This is a genomic window from Lentzea atacamensis, from assembly GCF_003269295.1.
Lineage (GTDB): Bacteria > Actinomycetota > Actinomycetes > Mycobacteriales > Pseudonocardiaceae > Lentzea > Lentzea atacamensis.
Map to the genome: position 1 here is coordinate 1,705,765 of NZ_QLTT01000001.1, position 19,373 is coordinate 1,725,137.

The window sequence follows — 19,373 nt, forward strand, 5'->3', positions numbered from 1 at the left end:
GGCGGCGGGGGGCGGGGTCGCCGGGGTCAATCTCAGGGTCGTCTCAGTGGAAGACCTGACCCTTCGGTGTGCCCGTGTCGCCGAAGATGGTGCGCACGAGACCCACAGGAGGGGACAAACAGTGAGCGCGTCCGATGGAGTCGCGGCCAGAGCCGTTGACGTGTGGAAGGAATACGGGTCCGGCGACGCCGCCGTGACCGCGCTCGCGGGGGTGAGCGTCGACCTGGAGACGTCCAGGTTCACTGCGATCATGGGGCCGTCGGGATCGGGCAAGTCGACGTTGATGCACTGCCTCGCGGGCCTCGACGACGTGACTCGCGGCGAGGTGTGGATCGGTGACACGAAGGTCACCGGGCTGAAGGACCGCGGTCTCACGGAGCTGCGGCGCGACAAGGTCGGCTTCATCTTCCAGCAGTTCAACCTGCTGCCGACGCTGACGGCCGAGGAGAACATCACGCTGCCGCTCGCGATCGGCGGCAAGAAGGTCGATCGCGCGTGGTTCGACGTCGTCGTCGACACGGTGGGCCTGAGGGACAGGCTGACCCACCGGCCGACGCAGCTGTCGGGTGGCCAGCAGCAGCGCGTGGCGTGTGCGCGTGCGCTGGTGTCGCGGCCGGACGTGGTGTTCGCCGACGAGCCGACCGGCAACCTGGACTCGCAGTCCGGTGCCGAGGTGCTGGGTTTCCTGCAGCGGTCCGCGCGTGAGTTCGGCCAGACCATCGTGATGGTCACGCACGACCCGAACGCCGCGTCGTACGCCGACCGCGTCATCTTCCTCAAGGACGGCAACATCGTCCGGGAGCTCCTTTCGCCGTCCGCGGAAGAAGTTCTCGACACGATGAAGCACCTCGACGCACCCGGAATGATCGAGCACAGCGGTAGCAGCCATGTTTAAGGCGACTATCAAGAGCTTGCTGTCGCGCAAGCTCCGGCTGGTGCTGTCCGCGCTCGCGGTGGTGCTGGGCGTGATGTTCGTGTCCGGTTCGTTCGTGCTGACCGACACGCTGCAGCGGTCGTTCACCGACCTGTTCTCGTCGGCTTTCGCCAATGTGGACGTTTCGGTGTCGCCGAAGACGGAGAAGGGCAAGGAACCCGTACCGCTGACGCCCCAGGCCATCGCCGACGTGAAGTCGGTGCCGGGCGTGGCGTCGGCCGTCGGTGACGTGCAGGGCTCCGCGCGGCCGATCGGCAAGAACGGCAAGGTGATGACCACCTCCGGGGCGCCGCGGTTCGGCGCCAACTGGACGGGCACCGGCCAGGAGAAGATCCGGGAGGGCAGGGCCCCTCAGGCGGACAACGAGGTCATCGTCGGCGCGTACCTCGCGTCGTCCGGCCAGTTCAGGGTGGGCGACGACATCTCGCTGCTCACCCTGGAGCCCAAGAAGACCTTCAAGATCACCGGCATCTACGAGTACGCGGGCGGGCGCGAGTCGCTGGGCGGCGAGCTGTCGGTGGCGTTCACCGAGCCGGTCGCGCAGCAGTTGTTGCTGGGCAAGAAGGACGTGTACTCGTCGATCACCGTGACGGCGGCGAACGGCCAGTCGGAAGACGCTCTGCGCAACGCCGTCGCGGCGAAGCTCGGCTCCGGCTACGAGGTGAAGACCGGTGCCACGCTGGCGAAGGAGCAGGCCGACCAGATCAACGAGGGCCTGAAGTTCTTCAACTACGTGCTGCTCGGGTTCGCCGGCATCGCGTTGTTCGTCGGAATCTTCATCATCCTCAACACGTTCTCCATCATCGTCGCCCAGCGCACGCGTGAGCTCGCGCTGCTGCGGTCGATGGGCGCGTCACGACGCCAGGTCATCGGGTCCGTCGTGCTGGAGGCGTTCGTGATCGGCCTGATCGCCTCGATCGTCGGCCTCGGGGCGGGGATCGGCGTGGGCGCGTTGCTGGCGAAGATCTTCAGCTCGGTGGGCGGGACGAACCTGCAGCTCGCGGGCATCGGTGTGCCGATGTCGGCGGTGATCTCGTCGTTCGCGGTCGGCATCGTCGTCACGATGATCGCGGCGGTCATGCCGGCGCTGCGGGCCTCCCGGATCGCCCCCGTGGCGGCGATGCGGGAGGCGGCGACGCCGGACCGGCCGCTGACGAAGATCACGATCACCGGTGCGCTGGTGGCCGCCGCGGGTGGCACGGCGCTGGGCTTCGGGTTCCGGCAGGCGTCGCTGCCGCTGATCTTCGGCGGCATCCTGGTGGCGTTCATCGGCGTGGCGTTGCTGACCCCGCTGCTGTCCAAGCCGATGGTGTCGCTGATCGGCCGGCTGCTGTCGTGGTCGATGCCGGGACTGCTGGGCCGCAGGAACTCCGCGCGCAACCCGCGCCGGACCGCGATCACCGCGGCCGCGCTGATGGTCGGCATCTCGCTGATCACCGGCGTGAGCGTGGTGCTGACGTCGGCGACCAAGTCGATCGAGAAGCTGGCCGCCGGCCAGATCCAGACCGACCTGATCATCTCCGGCGAGGGCCAGATGGAGGGCATGCCCGCGTCGTTCAAGCGGGACGTGCTGACGAAGGTCGAGCAGACAGAAGGCGTGAGCTCGGCGTTCGGCTGGGCCTCCGACGGCGTGCTGCAGGGCGAGGACCAGCTGTTCGCGATCGCCCCGACAAGCGTGCCCGCGATGAAGCAGATGTTCGGCCTCAAGCCGAAGCACGGTGACATCGCGCCGCTGAAGGAGAACCAGCTCGCGCTGCCGGAGGACCTCGCGTCCGAGAAGGGCCTCTCGGTCGGCAGCACGCTGACCCTGCAGCTGGCCAGGAGCGAGGAGCCGCGCACGTTCACCGTCGGGTTCGTCTGGGCCAAGACCCAGGTGCTGCAGGGTGCGCTGGTGCTGCCGGAGTCCGCGTCCCGCGACTTCCGGTCCGACCAGATCGTCCAGGCGTTCCTGCAGGTGAAGCCGGGGACGGCGGTGGCGGACGTGCAGAAGCGCGTCGAGCCGCTGCTCGCCGACAACCCGGAGATCACCGTGCAGGACCGCAGCGGGTTCGTGAAGCAGACGACCTCGCAGTTCGACACGGTCCTGCTGATGATCCAGATCCTGCTGGCGCTGGCGATCCTCATCGCGGTCCTCGGCGTCATCAACACCCTGGCGCTGTCGGTGATCGAGCGGACCCGCGAGCTGGGTCTGCTGCGGGCCATCGGCATGCGGCGGGCGCAGGTGATGCGGATGATCACCGTCGAGTCGGTGGTGATCTCGGTGTTCGGCGCGGTGCTCGGCCTCGCGGTCGGTGCGGCGCTGGGCGTCGCGACCGTGCAGGCGTTGAAGGACCAGGGCATCTCGGAGATCGGGTTCCCCTGGGTCACCATGGTCCAGTACCTGGTGGTGGCCGCGGTCGTCGGTGTGATCGCGGCGATCCTGCCCGCGATCAGGGCCGCTCGCCTCAACGTGCTGGACGCGATCGCCTACGAGTGATCGTCCCCTGAGGGGAACCGGATCACGTTGAGCAAGCGGGGCCGCCGACCGTCTCCCGGACGGTTGGCGGCCCCTTTTCGCGAGTGCCGCCCGCGGAGGTCAGTAAGGTGCTATGAGCCGCGTCCACGTCTTGACCAGCCACGACTCGTACTGCTCGATCGTTTGCTCCGTCGTCTTGGTGAGCGGCATGCCCTCCAGCAGCGGTGCCACCACTTCAAGCTGCCCGTCTCCGGGTTGGAGAAGTCACTGGCCTGGTACTCCGGCCACCTCGGCTACTTCCCGGTGATGCACTTCGTCGAGGAAGGGTGCTGATGGGCGTCGCCCTGACACATCCCAACGGAGGGCCGGGCTTCGCGATCCGCTCAACCCCGAGAAGGCCGCCGCGGCATCCGGGTTCGACTACTTCGCGATCGGCGTGCCGGGCAAGGACGCGCTCAACGCGCTCGCGGCGAACCTGGCCGCGCGGGGCGTCGCGCACGACGGCGTGATGCGCACGCGGGTCGGCTGGCTGCTGTCGGGAATCACCGACCCGGACGGCTACGACATCCGCTTCTACACGGTGCCGCTGGAGATCCCGGAGGGCGCCGGGCTGATGGTGAGAGAGTCGTGACCACCACCGTCTCCCCCGCCCGGCACATGGCGTCCATCGCTTCCGGACTGTTCGCCCTCTGTCTCTTCGGGACGGTCGCAGTCGTGCTCACGCAACTGACGGGGTCGTCGCGCATCTGACCGGTGCGATCTCCGTCGCGACCCTGCGCAGCTGGACCGCGTACGTCGCGGAATCGGTCGTGCCGTGGTCATTCACGCTGTGCCAGGCCGTCGCACTCCGGCACTGGCCACAGGTGGGTGGTTTCCGCCGCCGGAGCAACAGAAACCACCCACCGGCGATCAGGCGTGCGGACAGGTGTCCCGGTAGGCCGAGATGAGCGTGTTCGGCGCCGGGGCCGGGCAGAGGAACTGGTCGTAGCGCAGGTCGTCGTCGACGAACCGCTTGAGCCACGACAGCGTGTACTTGCGGACCGTCACGTTGTCACTGCGCGGATCCGAGTGGTCGCCGCCGCGCAGTTCCAGGAACGCCTTGTCGGGCGCCGCCGTCATCGAGGTGTAGAACGGCAGCGAGTGCTGGGAGTTGGGTGCGGTCGGGTCGTTCTGGCCGCCGAGCACCAGGGTCGGCACCCCGACGGTCGACCAGTTCTTGGTCGTGTGCCATCCGGCCAGCGGGATCGAGGCCTGCAGGGCCGGGCGGCTGACGGAGGCGCGCAACGCCCCGCCACCACCCATCGAGTGGCCCATCACGGCGAGCCGGGTGGCGTCGACGCGCGGGTTCGTGCGGACCGCGTAGTCGAGGGCCGCGAGCAGCTGGCGGCCCCGGCTGTCGGGGTCGTCCCAGCCCGACAGCGTGTTGATGGTGACCACCACGAAGCCGTACGACGCGAGGCGCGGCCCGAAGTGCGCGACGGACGACTGGGTGGCTGTGAAGCCGGGTGAGATCGCGACGGCACCGAAGGTGAGGTTGCTGGTCGGTGTGTAGATGGTGCCGCCACCGAAGTTCGACTGGCGGGGAATGGCGGCCTGGGTGACGGCGAACGTGCCTCGGGAGGCCTCCACCGATGCGGCGGTGGGTGCCGGGCCGCGTTCGTAGGGGTTGGCCGCCGCTGAGGCAACAGCAGGGGCGGTGGCCGGGATCAGCGCCAGGACTAGTGCCGCAAACACAGCTTTGATGCGCACGACGATGACACCTCGAATTGGTTGCAGGGGTACCAATTGCGACAGCGATCCCAACGCTACCGCTCAGTAGCCCCATTGAGGTTCGGCCACATGGATGGTTGCCGGAACATTTCGATGCCGTTCCAACGGACGTCACCGAATCGTTCCCGGTTACACAGCGCAGCAGATCGGTGAATTGTCGTCCGATGCAGTCACCGTAGAGGCGGTATGCGGCGAATCGGATGGCGCACAAGGGTGATCGCGTGCCCACTCGGAGACAGTTCCTCGTTCTGAGCTCGACGGCGGCTTTGACCAGCCTGCTGTCCGAGACTCCCGCGTCCGCCGCCGAAGTCGCGCAACCGTACGCGTCGTACTGGCACCCGGCCACGATCCTCGACTGGGATCCGTCGACGGACCGGGACGCCAGGTACAACCGCAGCACCGTGCCGCTGGCCAAGCGTGTTGTCCCGGCCCGCCCTGCCAACGCCCACGCCCACACCGGTGAGGCGCGAGTGCAGGCGTTGGTCGCGTACGCGCCGACGAGCAACAACCCGGCACAGGGCTCGCTCGACATGAATTACTACGCCACGAACTACTGGCAGTACATCGACGAGCTGGTGTTCTGGGGCGGTTCCGCGTCCGAAGGCCTGATCCTCGCGCCGAACCCGACCGTCACCGACGCCGCGCACCGCAACGGTGTCCGCGTGATCGGCAACGTGTTCCTCCCGCCCACGGCCTACGGCGGCCAGCTGCAGTGGGTCCGCGACTTCGTCCGGCGCGAGGGCGACAGGTTCCCGGTGGCGGACAAGATGATCCAGGTCGCCAGGCACCACGGTTTCGACGGCTGGTTCCTCAACCAGGAGACCGCGGGCGGCGACGCTAAGCTCGCCGGCGACATGCGCGACTTCATCGTGTACCTGAAGAAGAGCGGGCTGCGGGTCATCTGGTACGACGCGATGACCAACACCGGCAGCGTCTCCTGGCAGAACGCGCTGACCTCGCGGAACCAGATGTTCTTCGAGCAGTCCGACGAGATGTTCCTGAACTTCTGGTGGAGCGCGAGCGGTCTGCAGAACTCGGCGAACCTCGCCAGGCAGCTGGGCCGCAGCCCCTACGACCTCGCGTCCGGTGTGGACGTCGAGGCGAACGGCTACAACACGAGCGTCGGCTGGGCGTCCGTCTTCCCCGAGGGCAAGCCGCACACCACGTCGCTCGGCTTCTACCGTCCGGAATGGACGTTCAAGTCGGCCGCCGGTCCCGCCGACTTCTACACCAGGGACAACAGGTTCTGGGTCGGCCCGAACGGTGATCCGTCGAACACGACGACGGCCGCCGCTTGGAAGGGCGTGGCGCACTACATCACCGAGCTGACGCCGATCACCTCGCTGCCGTTCGTGACGAACTTCAACACCGGCCACGGCAGGAAGTTCGCGGTCAACGGGACCGTGCGTTCGTCCCAGGCGTGGAACAACCTGTCGCTGCAGGACGTGCTGCCCACGTGGCGGTGGAGCGTCAAGGGCACCGGGACGAAGGTCGTGCCGTCGCTCGACTGGGACGAGCCGTACGACGGCGGTACCGCGCTGAAGATCACCGGCACTCCGGCGTCCGCCAACGACGTCCGGTTGTTCGCGACGTCGTTGCGGCTGACCGGGAACAGCCAGCTCGAGATCGTCCACCGCACCGGCACCGGACCGTCCCGGCTGCAGGCGGTGCTGCGGATCGGCACCACCGAGAAGGTCCTGGACCTCGGCGGGATCAGCGGTGCGTGGCGGCGCAGCGTGTTCCCGCTCGGCGAGCACGCCGGCGCGACGCTCACGGAGATCACGCTGCGCGTGCTGCCGGGAGGACCGGTCACCGCTCTGATCGGCCGGATCGGCGTGACGGACCCGGTCATGACGCCCCCTGCCGCACCGGCGAACGTGCGGGTCGAGCAGGTGAGCCGCACCGACGCCACGACGGTGTCGGCACGGCTCACCTGGACGCGCTCGCCCGGTTCGGTCCGGCAGTACCGGGTCTACAAGTGGACCGGCAACGAGCGGATCTTCCTCGGCGGGACGGCGAACGACGCGTACTTCGTGCCGGCGATCCCGTTGACCTCGGGGGAAACCGCGCAGATCGAGATCGAGACGGTCAGCGAGGCTTTCGACGTCTCACCGCCGGCCCGCGTCTCCGTCACTGGAACACCCTGACGTAGTCGAGCACCATGTCCTGCGGCAGCTGCGTCCCCGGTCCCGGCGGGCCGGGGAAGTCGCCGCCCACCGCGCTGTTGATGATGATGAAGAACGGGTGGTCGTAGACCCACGGGCCGCGCGTGGACTCCAGCTGGTTCTTGTCGACGGTGAAGAAGTTGTTGCCGTCCACGCTGAACGTCATGTGGCTGGAGCCCCACTCGACCGCGAACGTGCGGAACGCGCTCGCAGCGGGAGTGCCGAGGTCGAGCGGCTGCCCGAACCCGCCGGCGCCGTGGTACGCGGGCGCGTGCAGCGTCGAGTACACCCGGTTCGGTTCCCGGCCGACGTGTTCCATCACGTCGATCTCGCCGCAGTTCGGCCACGGTGTGCGCTGGTCGAAGAAGTCCGCGCCCAGCAACCAGAACGCGGGCCACAGCCCCTGCGTCGTGGACACCTTGATCCGCGCCTCGACCCTGCCGTAGGTGAAGCTGAACCTGCCGTGCGTGTTGAGCCGTGCCGACGTGTACTGGCACGTCGTGCTGCCGCTGACCGGGTCCGGCGGGCACGCGCTGCCCGGCGTGACCTCACGGCGCGCCTGCAGCACCAGGTTGCCGTTGCCGTCGTGCCGGGCGTTGTTGTTGTTCGTGTAGTACTGCAGCTCGTTGTTCACACCCGGCCCGGTCTCCGCCTGCCACTTCGAGGCGTCCGGGCCGGTGCCCGCGGGCGCGTTGAACTCGTCGGCCCACACGAGCCGGCCGGGGAACGACGGGTTCGGCGGCAGCGGCGGGGCGGGCGTGGGGTTGCCACCGGTGCCGTAGACCTGGAACTCCCACAGCGAGTAGCCGTACCCGTTCGACCTGGCCGTGCCGAACATCCGGACGTAGCGGCCCTGACCACTGACGGTCAGCGTCTCCTTGAAGCCGCGGCCGGTGGTCGTCGAGTAGATCTCGCGCCAGTTCGCGTTGTCGTCGGAGACCTCCAGCCGGTAGGCCGTCGCGAAGGCCGGGTCCCACTGCAGCACGACCCTCGAGATGGTCGCGGGTGCGCCGAGGTCCACCGAGATCCAGCCGGGGTCGACCCAGCCGGTGGTCGCGCTCGTGGCCCAACGGGTAGCGGGGTCGTGGTCGAACGCCTTGGCCGGGAGGCACCGGCCGCAGTTGGCGTCGTCCTGGAACGTCGAGGCCGCGCCCTGTTTTCCGTACGAGAGCAGGGTTTCGGCGGCCCCGGTGTCCCGAGTGCCGAACACCTGGAACTCCCACAGCGAGTAACCCCACTGGGTGGCGCGCTCGGTCAGGTCGAGCCGGACGTACCTGCCCGTGCCGTTCACCGGGAGTGTCTGGGTGCCGCCCGGGCCCGTCGCCGTGCTGTACAAATCGTTCCAGCTGTTGCCGTCCGGGGAGATCTTCAGGCTGAACGTCTTCGCGTGCGCGGTTTCCCACACGAGGACGATCTGGTCGACCCTCGCCGTCGAACCGAGGTCCAGCTGGATCCACTGCGGGTCGCGGAACTCGCTCGACCAGCGGGTGCCCAGGTCGCCGTCCACCGCCGCGGCCGGGGTGAAGGCGGCGTTCTCGCTGGTGGACGCCGTGACGGGACGGCCTTGGGAGAGCAGTGGACCGGCGGCTTCCGCGTGGACCGGAACGATCAGAGCGGCAGCGACCAGTGCCGCGGCGACGAGTGGAAGTCTGCCGCGGTGAAGGCTTCCTGACATGGGTGCTCCTGGGGCCGGAGAACGGGATCGTGAGAGCGCCCTCCGGATCCGAGCGTCATCGCAGCAGGCACGCGATGTCAAGAAAACCGGTACTACTGAACATTTCTTGCGGATTGACGCCCCAATGCGACTGCGCCATGCTCGATTTGCGTGAGAGCGCTCTCCTAACCGCCCGCCCCTGCAGCGGAGAGGAAGCTTCAATGACGAAGCCCTTGTCCCAGCTGGCCGCCGTCCTCGCGCTGGCCGCCGGCGTGCTCAGCGTTCCCGTTACCGCGCAAGGAGAACCCGTCCGCGTCGCCGAGTTCGTCGCGGACTGTCAGCTCAGTCACCGCCTGCCGGACGACCCGATCGTCCTGCCCGGTCTGGCCGGTGCCTCGCACTTCCACGACTTCTTCGGCAACCACTCGACCAACGCCCACTCCACCCAGCAGTCGCTGGAGGGGAAGACCGGCAACTGCAACCCGGTCTCCGACATCTCCTCGTACTGGGTGCCGACGATGTACCGCGACAACACCGCGATCACCCCGACCGGCATCACCTTCTACTACCTCGGTGAGGGCGTGAACAACCCGGCGGCGATCCAGCCCACCCCGTACGGGCTGAAGATCGTGGCGGGCAACGCCAGGGCCACCGGCGACCACGACAGCATCGCGCGCTGGTCGTGCCTGCACGCGGGGCACGTCAACCCGTCGAAGAACTTCGTGGTGTGCCCGGCGGGCACGATGCTGGAGACGTACCTGGACTTCCCGCAGTGCTGGGACGGCCGCAACCTCGACTCCGCCGACCACAAGTCGCACATGTCCTACCCCGTCGCGGGTGGATGTCCTTCCTCGCACCCGGTTCCCGTGCCGAAGCTGCGGATGGTGCTGCGGTACCCGGTCAACGGCAGCACGGCGGGACTCCGGCTCTCGTCGGGCACCGGGCAGACGATGCACGGAGACTTCTTCAACGTGTGGCCGCGCGCCGAGATGGAACGCCGCGTCCGCAACTGCATCAACGTGGTGATGAAATGCGATCACGCCGGCAACCACGGCTGATCGTGCTCCTGCTGGCAGGCGTCCTCCTCTCGGCCTGCCGGCAGGAACCACCACCACCGTCATCGCCCCCGAACGGTTACGGCGCAACAGAACGCGCGTTCGTCGAGCTGGCGATCGCCACCGACGAGCAGGCCCTGAAACTGGTGGAGCTGGCCGGCAGGCCCGAACTCGTCGAGAACCGCAGGGCCGAGCTCGTGGCGTTGCGGAAACTGCTCGACGCGCCGTACGTGAACCACCACGCCGGCCACGACATGCCCGGCATGCCGACGGATGCGGAGATCCAGCTCGCCTCCACCAGCCCGGACGCGCTGAAGCAGTTCGTGCACGCGCATCTCACCGAGCAGCTGGAGGTCCTGCGCTCGGCGGCCTCGGCGATCACGCATCCGCCGACCGCCGAGGTCGCGGAACTGATGGAACGCCACCGCACGGCGGAGCTGGCGGCCGGGTGAGGCGTCAGGACGTCCGCAGGCGAACCGGAAGATCCCGCGCGATGGCCCACGTGACGGCCATCGCGACCACCCACGCACCCAGTGACACCGCGTGCCAGCCGTCGCCGAGCAGGTGCGGCATGTTCCTGACGAACGGCGTGTCCCCGGTGCCGGGCATCGTGATCCCCGGCACCACCGCCAGCGCCAGACCGACGGGCAGCGTGAACACCCCGCCGTACCCCCACCGGTCGAACGCCGCGGTGACGAGCATGCCGACCGCGCACCACACGAGGAACATCAGGAAGTACGCGAGCGGCGACCCGTGCGGGGTCGACCGCCAGTCCATCAGGCTGTAGAGGCCGTCCTCGACGAGGAACCCGAGCCACGCCAACAGCGTCATCGCGAGCGCGAAGACCACGGTGAAACCGGTCGCCGCGCCCAGGAACTCGCGGCGGGTGCGGCCGTGCGCGATCGCGATCGGCAGCACGTTGTGGATCGTGTACACGCCCACCCAGAGCACGAACCAGCGCGCGATCTGCACGGTGACGAGCATCCAGCCGCTGAACACGACGTCGCCGAACAGCGAGATGCCGAACTCGACGGCGAGAACCGCCAGGAAGACACTGGCGCCGACGATCCCGCCGTACGACACCAGCGCGACGGTCAGGTGACGGAAGATCTTCACCGCTTGCCTCCGACCGGCTCGGTGAGGTGGACGAACAGGTCCTGCAACGCGATCGGGCCGAGTTCGAGGCCGAGCTGCCGGGCGCGGACGAGCCCGGAGTCGTCGAGCTGACCGAAGACCATCGCGGACTTCGTGCGCCCCAACGACTTCTCACTCAACACGGTCAGCCCCTCGGTGAACTCGTCGACGTCAGCGGCGTTTCCGACGACTTCGGTGCCACGCGACCGCAGCACGTCCGCCTCCTCCTGCAACACCAGCCGGCCGCTGTCGATGATCACGACCTCCTCCAGCAACGACGACAGCTCCTCGATGAGGTGCGTGGAGACGATGATCGTGCGCGGGTGCGCCATGAAGTCGTTGAGCAGGGCGTCGTAGAACGCGTACCGGGTCGGCGTGTCCATGCCGAGGTGCGACTCGTCGAGCATCGTCAGCGGCGAACGGCTGGCAAGTCCGATCACGGCACCAACGGCGGACCGCTGACCCAGCGACAGCTCCCCGACCTTGGACTTCAGCCCGATCTTGAACAGCTCGGACAGCTCGAGCGCGTACGCGTTGTCCCACGTGTCCCGCCACGCCGCGCCGTACTCGAGCACGTGCGAGACCTTGTCGCTCTTGTCCGCGGCGTCGGCCGGGTGCCGCACCAGGCAGACCTTCCGCATCGCGGCCGCGTTCTCGAAGACCGGCTCCCCGTCGAGCTGAACCGAGCCGATCGCCCTGCGGTAGCCGGCCAGCACGGACATCAGGCTGGTCTTGCCGGAGCCATTTCGCCCGAGCAGTCCGTAGATCTTGTTGCCGGACAAGGAGAAGCTCATGTCGTCGATGGCCGTGACGTCGCCGTAGCGCACCGTCAGGCCCTGCACGTCAACGCGCATCACGCACTCCCGTTCTCGTGCTGCTCGATGCGGCGGATGACGTCGGCGAGCGGAATGCCGATGGCGCGCGCCTCCGCGACCATCGGATCAACGACCTCACCGAAGAAGGTCTCCCTCCCCTGTGCCCGCAGCATGTCGCGAGCCTGCGTGCTCACGAACATCCCGATCCCCCTCTTCTTGTAGAGCACCTTCTCGTCCACGAGCTGTTGAAAGGCCTTCGCCGCGGTCGCCGGGTTGATCCGGTAGTAGGCGGCGTACTGGTTGGTCGACATGACCTGCTCGTCCGCTTTCAACGCCCCGCTGAGCACGTCCGCCTTGATCCGGTCGGCGATCTGCCGGTAGATCGGGCTCCGATCGTCGAACACGACGTCACTTCCTGGGTTCGTTACTCATGTAATGAACCATAGCAGTGCCGGGGTACGATTGGCACGTGGTCGGGATCGCGATCCTGTGCGCGGTACTAGCCGCCGGGTGCAGCGCGCTCGGCGCGATGTGGCAGCACGCCGGTGTGCGGGAGCTGACCGATCTGAAGCTGACCTCCGCACACCGGCTCGTGACGTCACGCCGGTGGGTCTACGGGTTCCTCGTCCTCTTCGCGTGCGCGGTCCTGCAGATCGTCGCGCTCGCGCTGGCGCCGGTCTCGGTGGTGGCGCCGTTGAACGCGCTGGCCATCCCGATCATCGCGGTGGCACGCGCGCGGAAGTTCAGCGGGCTGCTCGCGGTCGCGGTGCTGGTGGCCACGGCGGGGATCGTGGTGTTCGTGTGGATCACGGCGGGCCAGGCGGTGCCGACGGAGGTGTCGGCGAAGGTCGCGCTGCAGGCCGGTCAGCTGGTGGTCGCGGGAGTGCTCGTCTGCACCGTCGTGGCGACGTTCCAGGCGGGCGCGGTCAGGGCGCTGGCGCTCGCCGTGGGCGCCGGGATCGCCTACGGGCTGGTCGCCGTGCTGGTCAGGGACGTCACGACCACGCTGCCGCAGATCGAGTGGGTCTCGTTGCTGGGGCTGGTCGTCGCCTTCCTCGCGGGCGCCTGGTTCATCCAGCTCGGGTACGCCGCCGGGCCGCCCGACCTCGTCGTGGCGGGACAGACCGTCGTCAACCCGATCGTCGCCGCGTGGATCGGCATCAAGCTGCTCGGTGAGGGCGCGGGCATGAGCGCGCTCGCCCAGGCCGGCCTCGTGATCAGCGCGATCGCCGCCGTCTCCGGCACCGTCGTGCTGGCGCATTACTACCGTGTCAAAGTGACTGCATGACTTTCGTCGTCACGGGCGGCAACGGCTCGCTCGGCAGGCACGTCGTCGCCGCTCTGCCCGGTGCCAGGGCGGTGTCCCGCTCCACCGGCACGGATCTGTTGCGCGGCACGGGTTTGAGCGCACTGCACGCGGACGTCGTGGTGCACTGCGCGACGTCGTTCCGGCGCGAGGTCGACATGACCAAGGCGGTGCTGGCGGCCAAGCCCGCACACCTGGTCTACATCTCGATCGTCGGCTGCGACCGGGTCCCGCTCCCCTACTACAAGCAGAAGCACGCGGCCGAGCAGCTGATCGCCAACTCCGGTGTGGCGCACACGATCCTGCGTGCCACGCAGTTCCACTCGTTGCTGCGCCGCATGTTCGACAGCACGTCCAAACTGCCGCTGATGCTTGTGCCGGGATTCGCGTTCCAGCCGGTCGACGAGGCCGAGGTCGGCCTGGAACTGGCCACGCTCGCTCAGGCGGCACCGTCGGGACCAGCGCCCGAGATGGGTGGACCGGAGATCCACGAGGCGATCGACCTCGCCCGGATGTACTTGGCCGCAACGGGAAAGAAGCGCACGCTCGTGCCGTTGAAGGTCCCGGGAGCGACGTACCGCGCCTACCGTGCAGGAGGGAACCTGACACCCGGCCGCGCGGTCGGCCGGCGGACGTTCGCGGACTACCTCAGCGGTGATGCCGGCTAGCGGTGGGCCGCGAGCTCCGGCACCGGGTTCACCGTCGTCCGCGGCAGGCGCAGGACCGAGTCGAGGATCTCGCCTGCTCGCACAGCGGTGTTCGAGAGCAGCGACGACGTGATGCCGTGGGTGTGTTCGGTGCCGCCCTGCAGGTAGATCCCGCCGCGGATCTCGTCGTTCGTGACCACCCGGTAGTCGCGGGTGATCTTCAGCCGGCCGTGCTCGTCGCGCTCGCAGTGGCCGGCGAGATCGCCGAGCAGCCGGACGGGGTTCGCCGGCCGGTACCCGGTCGCGTACACGATGACGTCCGCGTCGAGCGGCAACCGCCCGCCGTCCGCGAGCGACTCGATCACACACTTGCCGTCGGGGTTCACGTCGGTGAGCCGCGAGGTGTTGTGCAGCGACAACCTCTGCCTGCCGAGGACCTTCTCCCGGTAGACCCGCCGGTAGAGCTCCTCGATCAGGTCCTGGTCGACCACGCTGTAGTTGGTGTTGGCGTGGTAGCCCATGAGCTTCCGCTTGACGTCCTCCGGCGCGCGGTAGAACTCGTCGACCGCCGCGGGGTCGAAGATGCGGTTCGCGAACGAGCTGTCGTCGGCGGGGCTGTACCCGTAGCGCGCGAAGACGCCGTGCACCTCGGCCTCAGGGAAGCGGTCGTGGAAGAACGCCACCGTCTCGGCCGCGCTCTGTCCGGCACCCACGACTACGACGTGCCGCGGGTCCTCCAGGGTGCCGACCTTGTGCAGCAGGTCCTGGTTGTGCCAGATCCGCTCGCCCGCCTCGATGCCGTCCGGCAGGCTCGCCTCGAGCCCGGTGGCCAGCACGACGTTGCGCGTTCGGACCAGCTCCTCGCCGACGGTGATCTCGAACCCGTCGCCGCCGGTGCGGATCCGGGTCATCTCGGCGCCGTACGACACGTGGTGCGCGACCCGTTCCGCCGCCCACTCGAAGTAGTCGTGGAACTCCTTGCGCAGCGGGAAGAAGTTCTTGCGGTTGACGAAGTCGATCAACCGCCCGCGATCGCGCAGGTAGCAGAGAAAGCTGAAGCCGCTCGTGGGGTTTCGCAGCGTGACGAGGTCCTTGAGGAACGACACCTGCATGGTGGCGTCCTCCAGCAGCATCCCCCGGTGCCAGCCGAACCTCGGCTGCCGCTCGAAGAAGCGCGCCCGGACGGGCCGCTCGTGCTCTTCCACCGCGATCGCGAGAGCGAGGTTGGACGGGCCGAAGCCGATTCCGGCCAGGTCTAACACCGGGTTCATCGCGGTCCTCTCGTGGCACCCCTGAGCATCCTAAAGCGACCCTAACTTAACTAAGGCATACCTTAGCTAGTACATTCGGACGTGATCTACGCCGCTGGCGGGTGACTCGACCGGAGCTCAACTGACGACGAGGCGCGCGGTGGCGAGCAGTGCGCTCGCGGTCAGGCCGAACATGGCGTGGAAGCTGTCGCTGAAGTGACTCGGGGAGACGAACCCGGCCTCGGCGGACGCCCTGGTCAGGTCCGCACCCCTGCTGACGGCGGCCGCGACGTGCCGCATCCGCACCCACAACCGGCAGCGGCGGAAACTCGTGCCCGTGCTGAGCGGGAAGAGGTGCAGGAACCTCGACGTCGACAGGCCGATCGCGGCGGCGACCCGCGCGGCGCTCTGCCCGGGGTCTGACCGCAGGAGGCCGGTCGCGGTGCGGATCCGGTCGTCGGCGGTGTCCGCGAGGCCCGGTTCGAAGTAGAGGAAGAGCATCCGTCCGTCCGCGATGACCTGATGCGTCGTGCGCGCGGGGATGAGGGCGCCGCGGACACGGCGCTCGCCCGTGCCGCCGGTGCGGAGGGTGAACGGGGCGTCGACGCCGTAGGCGAAGCAGTCCACGGAGCCGGAGTGGGCGTCCAGCTTCAGCGACGGACCGAGGTAGGCGGCTTGGCCGAACCCGACCCAGATCGTCGCCCGGCAGCACGTTTCCGGAAGCGCGTCCTCCTCCACGCCACCGATGATCCCACCCGTGCAGACAGCGATCATCGTCATCACCGCGATGTTCTTCCTCGGCATGGGCGTCTACGCGCTCGCCGCCCCGCCGTTCCGCATCGTCGCGGACACAGCGGAGAGCCGGTCCGAGATCCGCGCGGTCTACGGCGGGTTCGGCATCACAGTCGCCGCGGTGCTGACCGCCGCGGCACTCGACGCCGGCGGCACCCGGACCGGCGCGGTCGTCACCGTCGGCGGGGCACTGGCGGGGATGGCCCTGGGCCGCCTGGTCTCCCGGCTCGCCGACAGGGCCGCGCCGTTCTACCCGATCTGGTTCTGCTTCTGGGTGGAGACCGTGACCGCCGCGCTGCTGTTCAGCTCCGCGACCTGGTGATCAGGTCGCGGAACCACTGCGCGCTCTGCTTCAACGTGCGCTGCTGGGTCTCGTAGTCGACGCGGACGATGCCGAACCGCTTGTCGTACCCGTAGCCCCACTCGAAGTTGTCCATCAACGACCAGGCGAAGTACCCGCGCACGTCCGCACCGGCCCGTACCGCCTCGGCCACCGCCGAGATGTGCGAGGCCAGGTAATCGGCCCTGTCGGCGTCCGCGACGAACCCGTCCTCGTCGGCGGCGTCGTCGAACGCGGCACCGTTCTCGGTGATCACCATCGGCACGCCGTAGTCCTGCTGCAGCCGGACCAGCAGCCGGGTGAGGCCCGACGGCACGATCTCCCAGCCCATCGCGGTGACCGGCAGGCCCTGCGGCACCACCTCGGGCGCGGCCGGGTTGTCGGTCGCCTTGAAGACGTGCGAGGTGTAGTAGTTGACGCCCAGCACGTCCATCGGCGTCGAGATGATCTCCAGGTCGCCGGAGCGGACCGGGATCTCGGCGCCGCGCGCGGCGATGTCGATGAGCACGTCCTCCGGGTAACGGCCGTGCACCAGCGGATCCAGGTAGATCCGGGTGCCGAGACCGTCCGCGCGGCGAGCCGCGTCGACGTCGCGCGGGTCGTCGGAGGCGGGGGTGGAGACGCCCATGTTCAGCGTGATGCCCAGCGATCCGACACCGCGCGACCGCAGCTCCTGCGACGCCAGGCCGTGGGCCAGCAACAGGTGGTGAACGGCTCGCACGGCCTCGGCGAAGTTCTTGCGGCCCGGCGCGTGGCGGCCTGTGTCGTAGCCGAGCATCGCCGAGCACCACGGCTCGTTCAGCGTCGTCCACGTCCGCACGCGGTCGCCCAGCGCGTCGTGCACGAGGCCCGCGTACTCGGCGAAGCGGTAGGCGGTGTCGCGGTGCGGCCAGCCACCCGCGTCCTCCAGCTCCTGCGGCAGGTCCCAGTGGTAGAGCGTCAGCCAGGGGTCGACACCCTTCTCCAGCAGCTCGTCGACGAGCCGGGAGTAGAAGTCGACGCCCTTGGGGTTCACCTGTCCGCGGCCGCCCGGCTGGACGCGTGGCCAGGAGACGGAGAAGCGGTACCTGTCGACGCCCAGGCGCGCGATCATCGACACGTCGGCGGGCATGCGGTGGTAGTGGTCGCAGGCGACGTCGCCGGTCTCGCCGTTGGCGACCGCGCCGGGGCGGCGGCAGAAGGTGTCCCAAATGGACGGTGTGCGGCCGTCCTCGTCGTGCGCGCCCTCGATCTGGTACGCCGAGGTCGCGACGCCCCAGAAGAAGCCGGTCGGCAGACCCTCAGACATGCGCTTCCTCCAACCAGCACGCCACGCGCCGGCGCACCTCGACGGAATCCAGCGACGGCATCCGCTCACCGCACACGTCCATCGCGTGCGGGCAACGCGGGTGGAACGGGCAGCCCGCCGGCATCGAGCGGAGATCCGGCGGCGAACCGGGGATGCCGCGCAGCTCCCGGCGAGGACCGCGCAACGCCGGGAAGGAGCCCAGCAGGCCCTGGCTGTACGGGTGCTTGGCGGCGCGGTAGATCTCCGCCGCGGGAGCCTCCTCCACGACGCGGCCGCCGTACATGATCGCGATGCGGTCGGAGAACTCGACCAGCAGCGAGATGTCGTGGGTGATGAAGACGATCGAGAAGCCGAGCGTCTCGCGCAGCCGCATCATCTGGCCGAGGATCTGCCGCTGCACCACCACGTCCAGCGCCGTGGTGGGCTCGTCCATGATCACGATCTCGGGTTCCAGCGCGAGCGCCATCGCGATCATCACGCGCTGCCGCATGCCGCCGGAGAGCTGGTGCGGGTACGCCGTCAGCCGGTCGACCGGGATGCCCACCAGCGACAGCAGCTCGCGGCCACGAGCAGCCCGTTCCTGCCGGGTCATCGCCGGTCGGTGGGTGCGCAGCACGTCGTCGATCTGCGTGCCGACCGAGATCACCGGGTTGAGGGCGTTCATCGCGCCCTGGAACACGATCGCGATCTCGTTCCAGCGCAGCACCTGCAGCTGCTTCTCGGTCAGCGTCAGCAGGTCCTGCCCCTTGAACAGCACCTCGCCGGACGGCACCCGTCCGGGCGGCTGCAGCAGGCGGGTCGCCGCGTAGGCCAGAGTGGACTTGCCGCTGCCGCTCTCCCCCGCCAGGCCGAGAACCTCCCCGGCCCGCAGCGACAGCGAGACGTTGTGCACGGCTCGCAGCGAGCCGTAGTCCACCGAGAGATCGCGGATCTCCAGCACCGGGCTCATGCGCGCACCTTCCGCAGCCGGGGATTCGCGTACTCGTCGATCCCGAAGTTGATCAGTGCCAGTGCCGTGCCGAGCAGCGCGATGCACAGCCCGGCGGGTACGAACCACCACCACGCGCCCTGACCGAGCGCCTGGTTGCTCTGCGCCCAGAACAGGATCGTTCCCCAGTTCCAGGTCGACAGCGACACGACACCGACGAAGGACAGCGTGATCTGCAGCATCACCGCGAAGATCACCGTGCCGACGAACCCGGACGCGATCACCGCCGTCAGGTTCGGCAGCACCTCGAACACGATGATGCGCCAGGTGCGCTCACCGGACGCCCGTGCCGCCTCCACGAAGTCGCGGCGCCGCAACGACATCGTCTGCGCCCGCAGCACCCTGGCACCCCACGCCCACGCGGTCAGCGAGATCACCGCCGCGATCAGCACGGTGTCCGCCGACGGCAGCATCGACGCCACGATGATGATCAACGGCAAGGCCGGGATGACCAGGAAGACGTTGGACAGCATGGACAACGCCTCGTCGGCCGCGCCACCGAGGAACCCGGCGGTCACCCCGACCAGGATCGACAGGAAGGTCGCGAGCACACCGCACACGAGCCCGACGACCATCACTCCCCTGGTGCCCACGAGCACCTGCGAGAAGATGTCCTGCCCGGTCATCGTCGTGCCGAACCAGTGCGCGCCGGACGGTGGCGACAGCAGGTCGTCGCCCATCTCGGACGGGTCGTAGGGCGCGACCCACTCGCCGATCACCGCGATGATCGTGAAGAAGGCCACGATCCCCAGGCCCAGCTTGGTCTTGAAGTTCATCGCG

Annotated in this window: 20 protein-coding genes; 10 read left to right on the plus strand and 10 right to left on the minus strand. The window is 68.6% G+C overall.

What is annotated here, in order from left to right; all coding sequences use genetic code 11:
* Positions 1-121 precede the first annotated feature (121 nt).
* The 4 genes from C8D87_RS08100 (at position 122) to C8D87_RS48510 (ending at position 4,139) form a co-directional block, all read left to right on the plus strand.
* A complete protein-coding gene (locus C8D87_RS08100; RefSeq protein ID WP_112226091.1) occupies positions 122-895 on the plus strand; it encodes an ABC transporter ATP-binding protein in 774 nt (257 codons plus the stop codon).
* Positions 888-3,410 carry an ABC transporter permease gene (locus C8D87_RS08105; RefSeq protein ID WP_112226092.1) on the plus strand — a complete coding sequence of 841 codons (2,523 nt, stop codon included), beginning with the start codon at positions 888-890 and terminating at the stop codon, positions 3,408-3,410. The genes C8D87_RS08100 and C8D87_RS08105 overlap by 8 nt, the downstream gene beginning before the upstream one ends.
* Before the next feature lie 415 nt (positions 3,411-3,825).
* Positions 3,826-4,020 carry a hypothetical protein gene (locus C8D87_RS08110; protein ID WP_112226093.1) on the plus strand — a complete coding sequence of 65 codons (195 nt, stop codon included), beginning with the start codon at positions 3,826-3,828 and terminating at the stop codon, positions 4,018-4,020.
* Complete coding sequence (locus C8D87_RS48510) at positions 4,017-4,139, plus strand: hypothetical protein (protein WP_267899837.1); 123 nt, start codon at positions 4,017-4,019, stop codon at positions 4,137-4,139. Before C8D87_RS08110 ends, C8D87_RS48510 begins: the two co-directional genes overlap by 4 nt.
* 159 nt (positions 4,140-4,298) lie before the next feature.
* On the opposite strand, the gene C8D87_RS08115 is transcribed toward C8D87_RS48510, so the two are convergent.
* Entirely contained in the window at positions 4,299-5,138 is an 840-nt protein-coding gene (locus C8D87_RS08115) for a dienelactone hydrolase family protein (RefSeq protein WP_112226094.1), read from the minus strand.
* Positions 5,139-5,380: 242 nt separating this feature from the next.
* Here C8D87_RS08115 and C8D87_RS08120 point away from each other — a divergent pair, with 242 nt between their 5' ends.
* Positions 5,381-7,306, plus strand: a complete 1,926-nt coding sequence (locus tag C8D87_RS08120; protein WP_170166350.1) for an endo-beta-N-acetylglucosaminidase — start codon at positions 5,381-5,383, stop codon at positions 7,304-7,306.
* Here C8D87_RS08120 and C8D87_RS08125 read toward each other — a convergent pair.
* Positions 7,290-8,999, minus strand: coding sequence for a discoidin domain-containing protein (locus tag C8D87_RS08125; RefSeq protein ID WP_112226096.1), 1,710 nt, complete (start codon positions 8,997-8,999; stop codon positions 7,290-7,292). The two genes, C8D87_RS08120 and C8D87_RS08125, sit on opposite strands and share 17 nt — an antisense overlap.
* 200 nt (positions 9,000-9,199) lie before the next feature.
* Between C8D87_RS08125 and C8D87_RS08130 the strand changes: the two genes are divergently transcribed.
* Together C8D87_RS08130 and C8D87_RS08135 are read left to right on the plus strand one after the other, a co-directional pair.
* A complete protein-coding gene (locus C8D87_RS08130) occupies positions 9,200-10,036 on the plus strand; it encodes a DUF1996 domain-containing protein (protein WP_112226097.1) in 837 nt (278 codons plus the stop codon).
* The gene (locus C8D87_RS08135) at positions 10,009-10,485 is read left to right on the plus strand and encodes a hypothetical protein (RefSeq protein WP_146771655.1); all 477 of its coding nucleotides are present in this window, start codon (positions 10,009-10,011) and stop codon (positions 10,483-10,485) included. Before C8D87_RS08130 ends, C8D87_RS08135 begins: the two co-directional genes overlap by 28 nt.
* 4 nt (positions 10,486-10,489) lie before the next feature.
* Here the strand turns inward: C8D87_RS08135 and C8D87_RS08140 are convergent, their stop codons facing one another.
* Genes C8D87_RS08140 through C8D87_RS08150 form a run of 3 tightly spaced genes read right to left on the minus strand, consistent with a single transcriptional unit; the run spans position 10,490 to position 12,386 of the window.
* A complete protein-coding gene (locus tag C8D87_RS08140) occupies positions 10,490-11,149 on the minus strand; it encodes a hypothetical protein (protein ID WP_112226099.1) in 660 nt (219 codons plus the stop codon).
* Positions 11,146-12,021, minus strand: a complete 876-nt coding sequence (locus C8D87_RS08145; protein ID WP_112226339.1) for an ATP-binding cassette domain-containing protein — start codon at positions 12,019-12,021, stop codon at positions 11,146-11,148. Before C8D87_RS08145 ends, C8D87_RS08140 begins: the two co-directional genes overlap by 4 nt.
* A complete protein-coding gene (locus C8D87_RS08150; RefSeq protein ID WP_109635570.1) occupies positions 12,021-12,386 on the minus strand; it encodes a GntR family transcriptional regulator in 366 nt (121 codons plus the stop codon). The genes C8D87_RS08145 and C8D87_RS08150 overlap by 1 nt, the downstream gene beginning before the upstream one ends.
* Positions 12,387-12,451: 65 nt before the next feature.
* On the opposite strand from C8D87_RS08150, the gene C8D87_RS08155 reads away from it, so the two are divergent.
* Entirely contained in the window at positions 12,452-13,270 is an 819-nt protein-coding gene (locus C8D87_RS08155; RefSeq protein WP_112226100.1) for a DMT family protein, read from the plus strand.
* Positions 13,267-13,956, plus strand: a complete 690-nt coding sequence (locus C8D87_RS08160; RefSeq protein ID WP_112226101.1) for an SDR family oxidoreductase — start codon at positions 13,267-13,269, stop codon at positions 13,954-13,956. The genes C8D87_RS08155 and C8D87_RS08160 overlap by 4 nt, the downstream gene beginning before the upstream one ends.
* Here the strand turns inward: C8D87_RS08160 and C8D87_RS08165 are convergent.
* Together C8D87_RS08165 and C8D87_RS08170 are read right to left on the minus strand one after the other, a co-directional pair.
* A complete protein-coding gene (locus tag C8D87_RS08165) occupies positions 13,953-15,206 on the minus strand; it encodes a lysine N(6)-hydroxylase/L-ornithine N(5)-oxygenase family protein (protein ID WP_112226102.1) in 1,254 nt (417 codons plus the stop codon). The genes C8D87_RS08160 and C8D87_RS08165 overlap by 4 nt on opposite strands.
* Positions 15,207-15,323: 117 nt before the next feature.
* Positions 15,324-15,965, minus strand: a complete 642-nt coding sequence (locus tag C8D87_RS08170; protein WP_233441973.1) for a helix-turn-helix domain-containing protein — start codon at positions 15,963-15,965, stop codon at positions 15,324-15,326.
* Between C8D87_RS08170 and C8D87_RS08175 the strand changes: the two genes are divergently transcribed.
* Positions 15,943-16,299, plus strand: coding sequence for a DUF4345 domain-containing protein (locus C8D87_RS08175; protein WP_112226104.1), 357 nt, complete (start codon positions 15,943-15,945; stop codon positions 16,297-16,299). The genes C8D87_RS08170 and C8D87_RS08175 overlap by 23 nt on opposite strands.
* Here the strand turns inward: C8D87_RS08175 and C8D87_RS08180 are convergent.
* From C8D87_RS08180 to C8D87_RS08190, 3 genes are read right to left on the minus strand one after another with little or no spacing between them, the layout of a single operon-like run.
* Complete coding sequence (locus C8D87_RS08180) at positions 16,280-17,605, minus strand: GH1 family beta-glucosidase (RefSeq protein ID WP_112226105.1); 1,326 nt, start codon at positions 17,603-17,605, stop codon at positions 16,280-16,282. The two genes, C8D87_RS08175 and C8D87_RS08180, sit on opposite strands and share 20 nt — an antisense overlap.
* Positions 17,598-18,554, minus strand: a complete 957-nt coding sequence (locus C8D87_RS08185; RefSeq protein ID WP_112226106.1) for an ABC transporter ATP-binding protein — start codon at positions 18,552-18,554, stop codon at positions 17,598-17,600. The genes C8D87_RS08180 and C8D87_RS08185 overlap by 8 nt, the downstream gene beginning before the upstream one ends.
* Positions 18,551-19,369: an ABC transporter permease gene (locus C8D87_RS08190; protein ID WP_112226107.1), complete on the minus strand. Its 819-nt coding sequence runs from the start codon at positions 19,367-19,369 to the stop codon at positions 18,551-18,553. Before C8D87_RS08190 ends, C8D87_RS08185 begins: the two co-directional genes overlap by 4 nt.
* Positions 19,370-19,373: the final 4 nt, after the last annotated feature.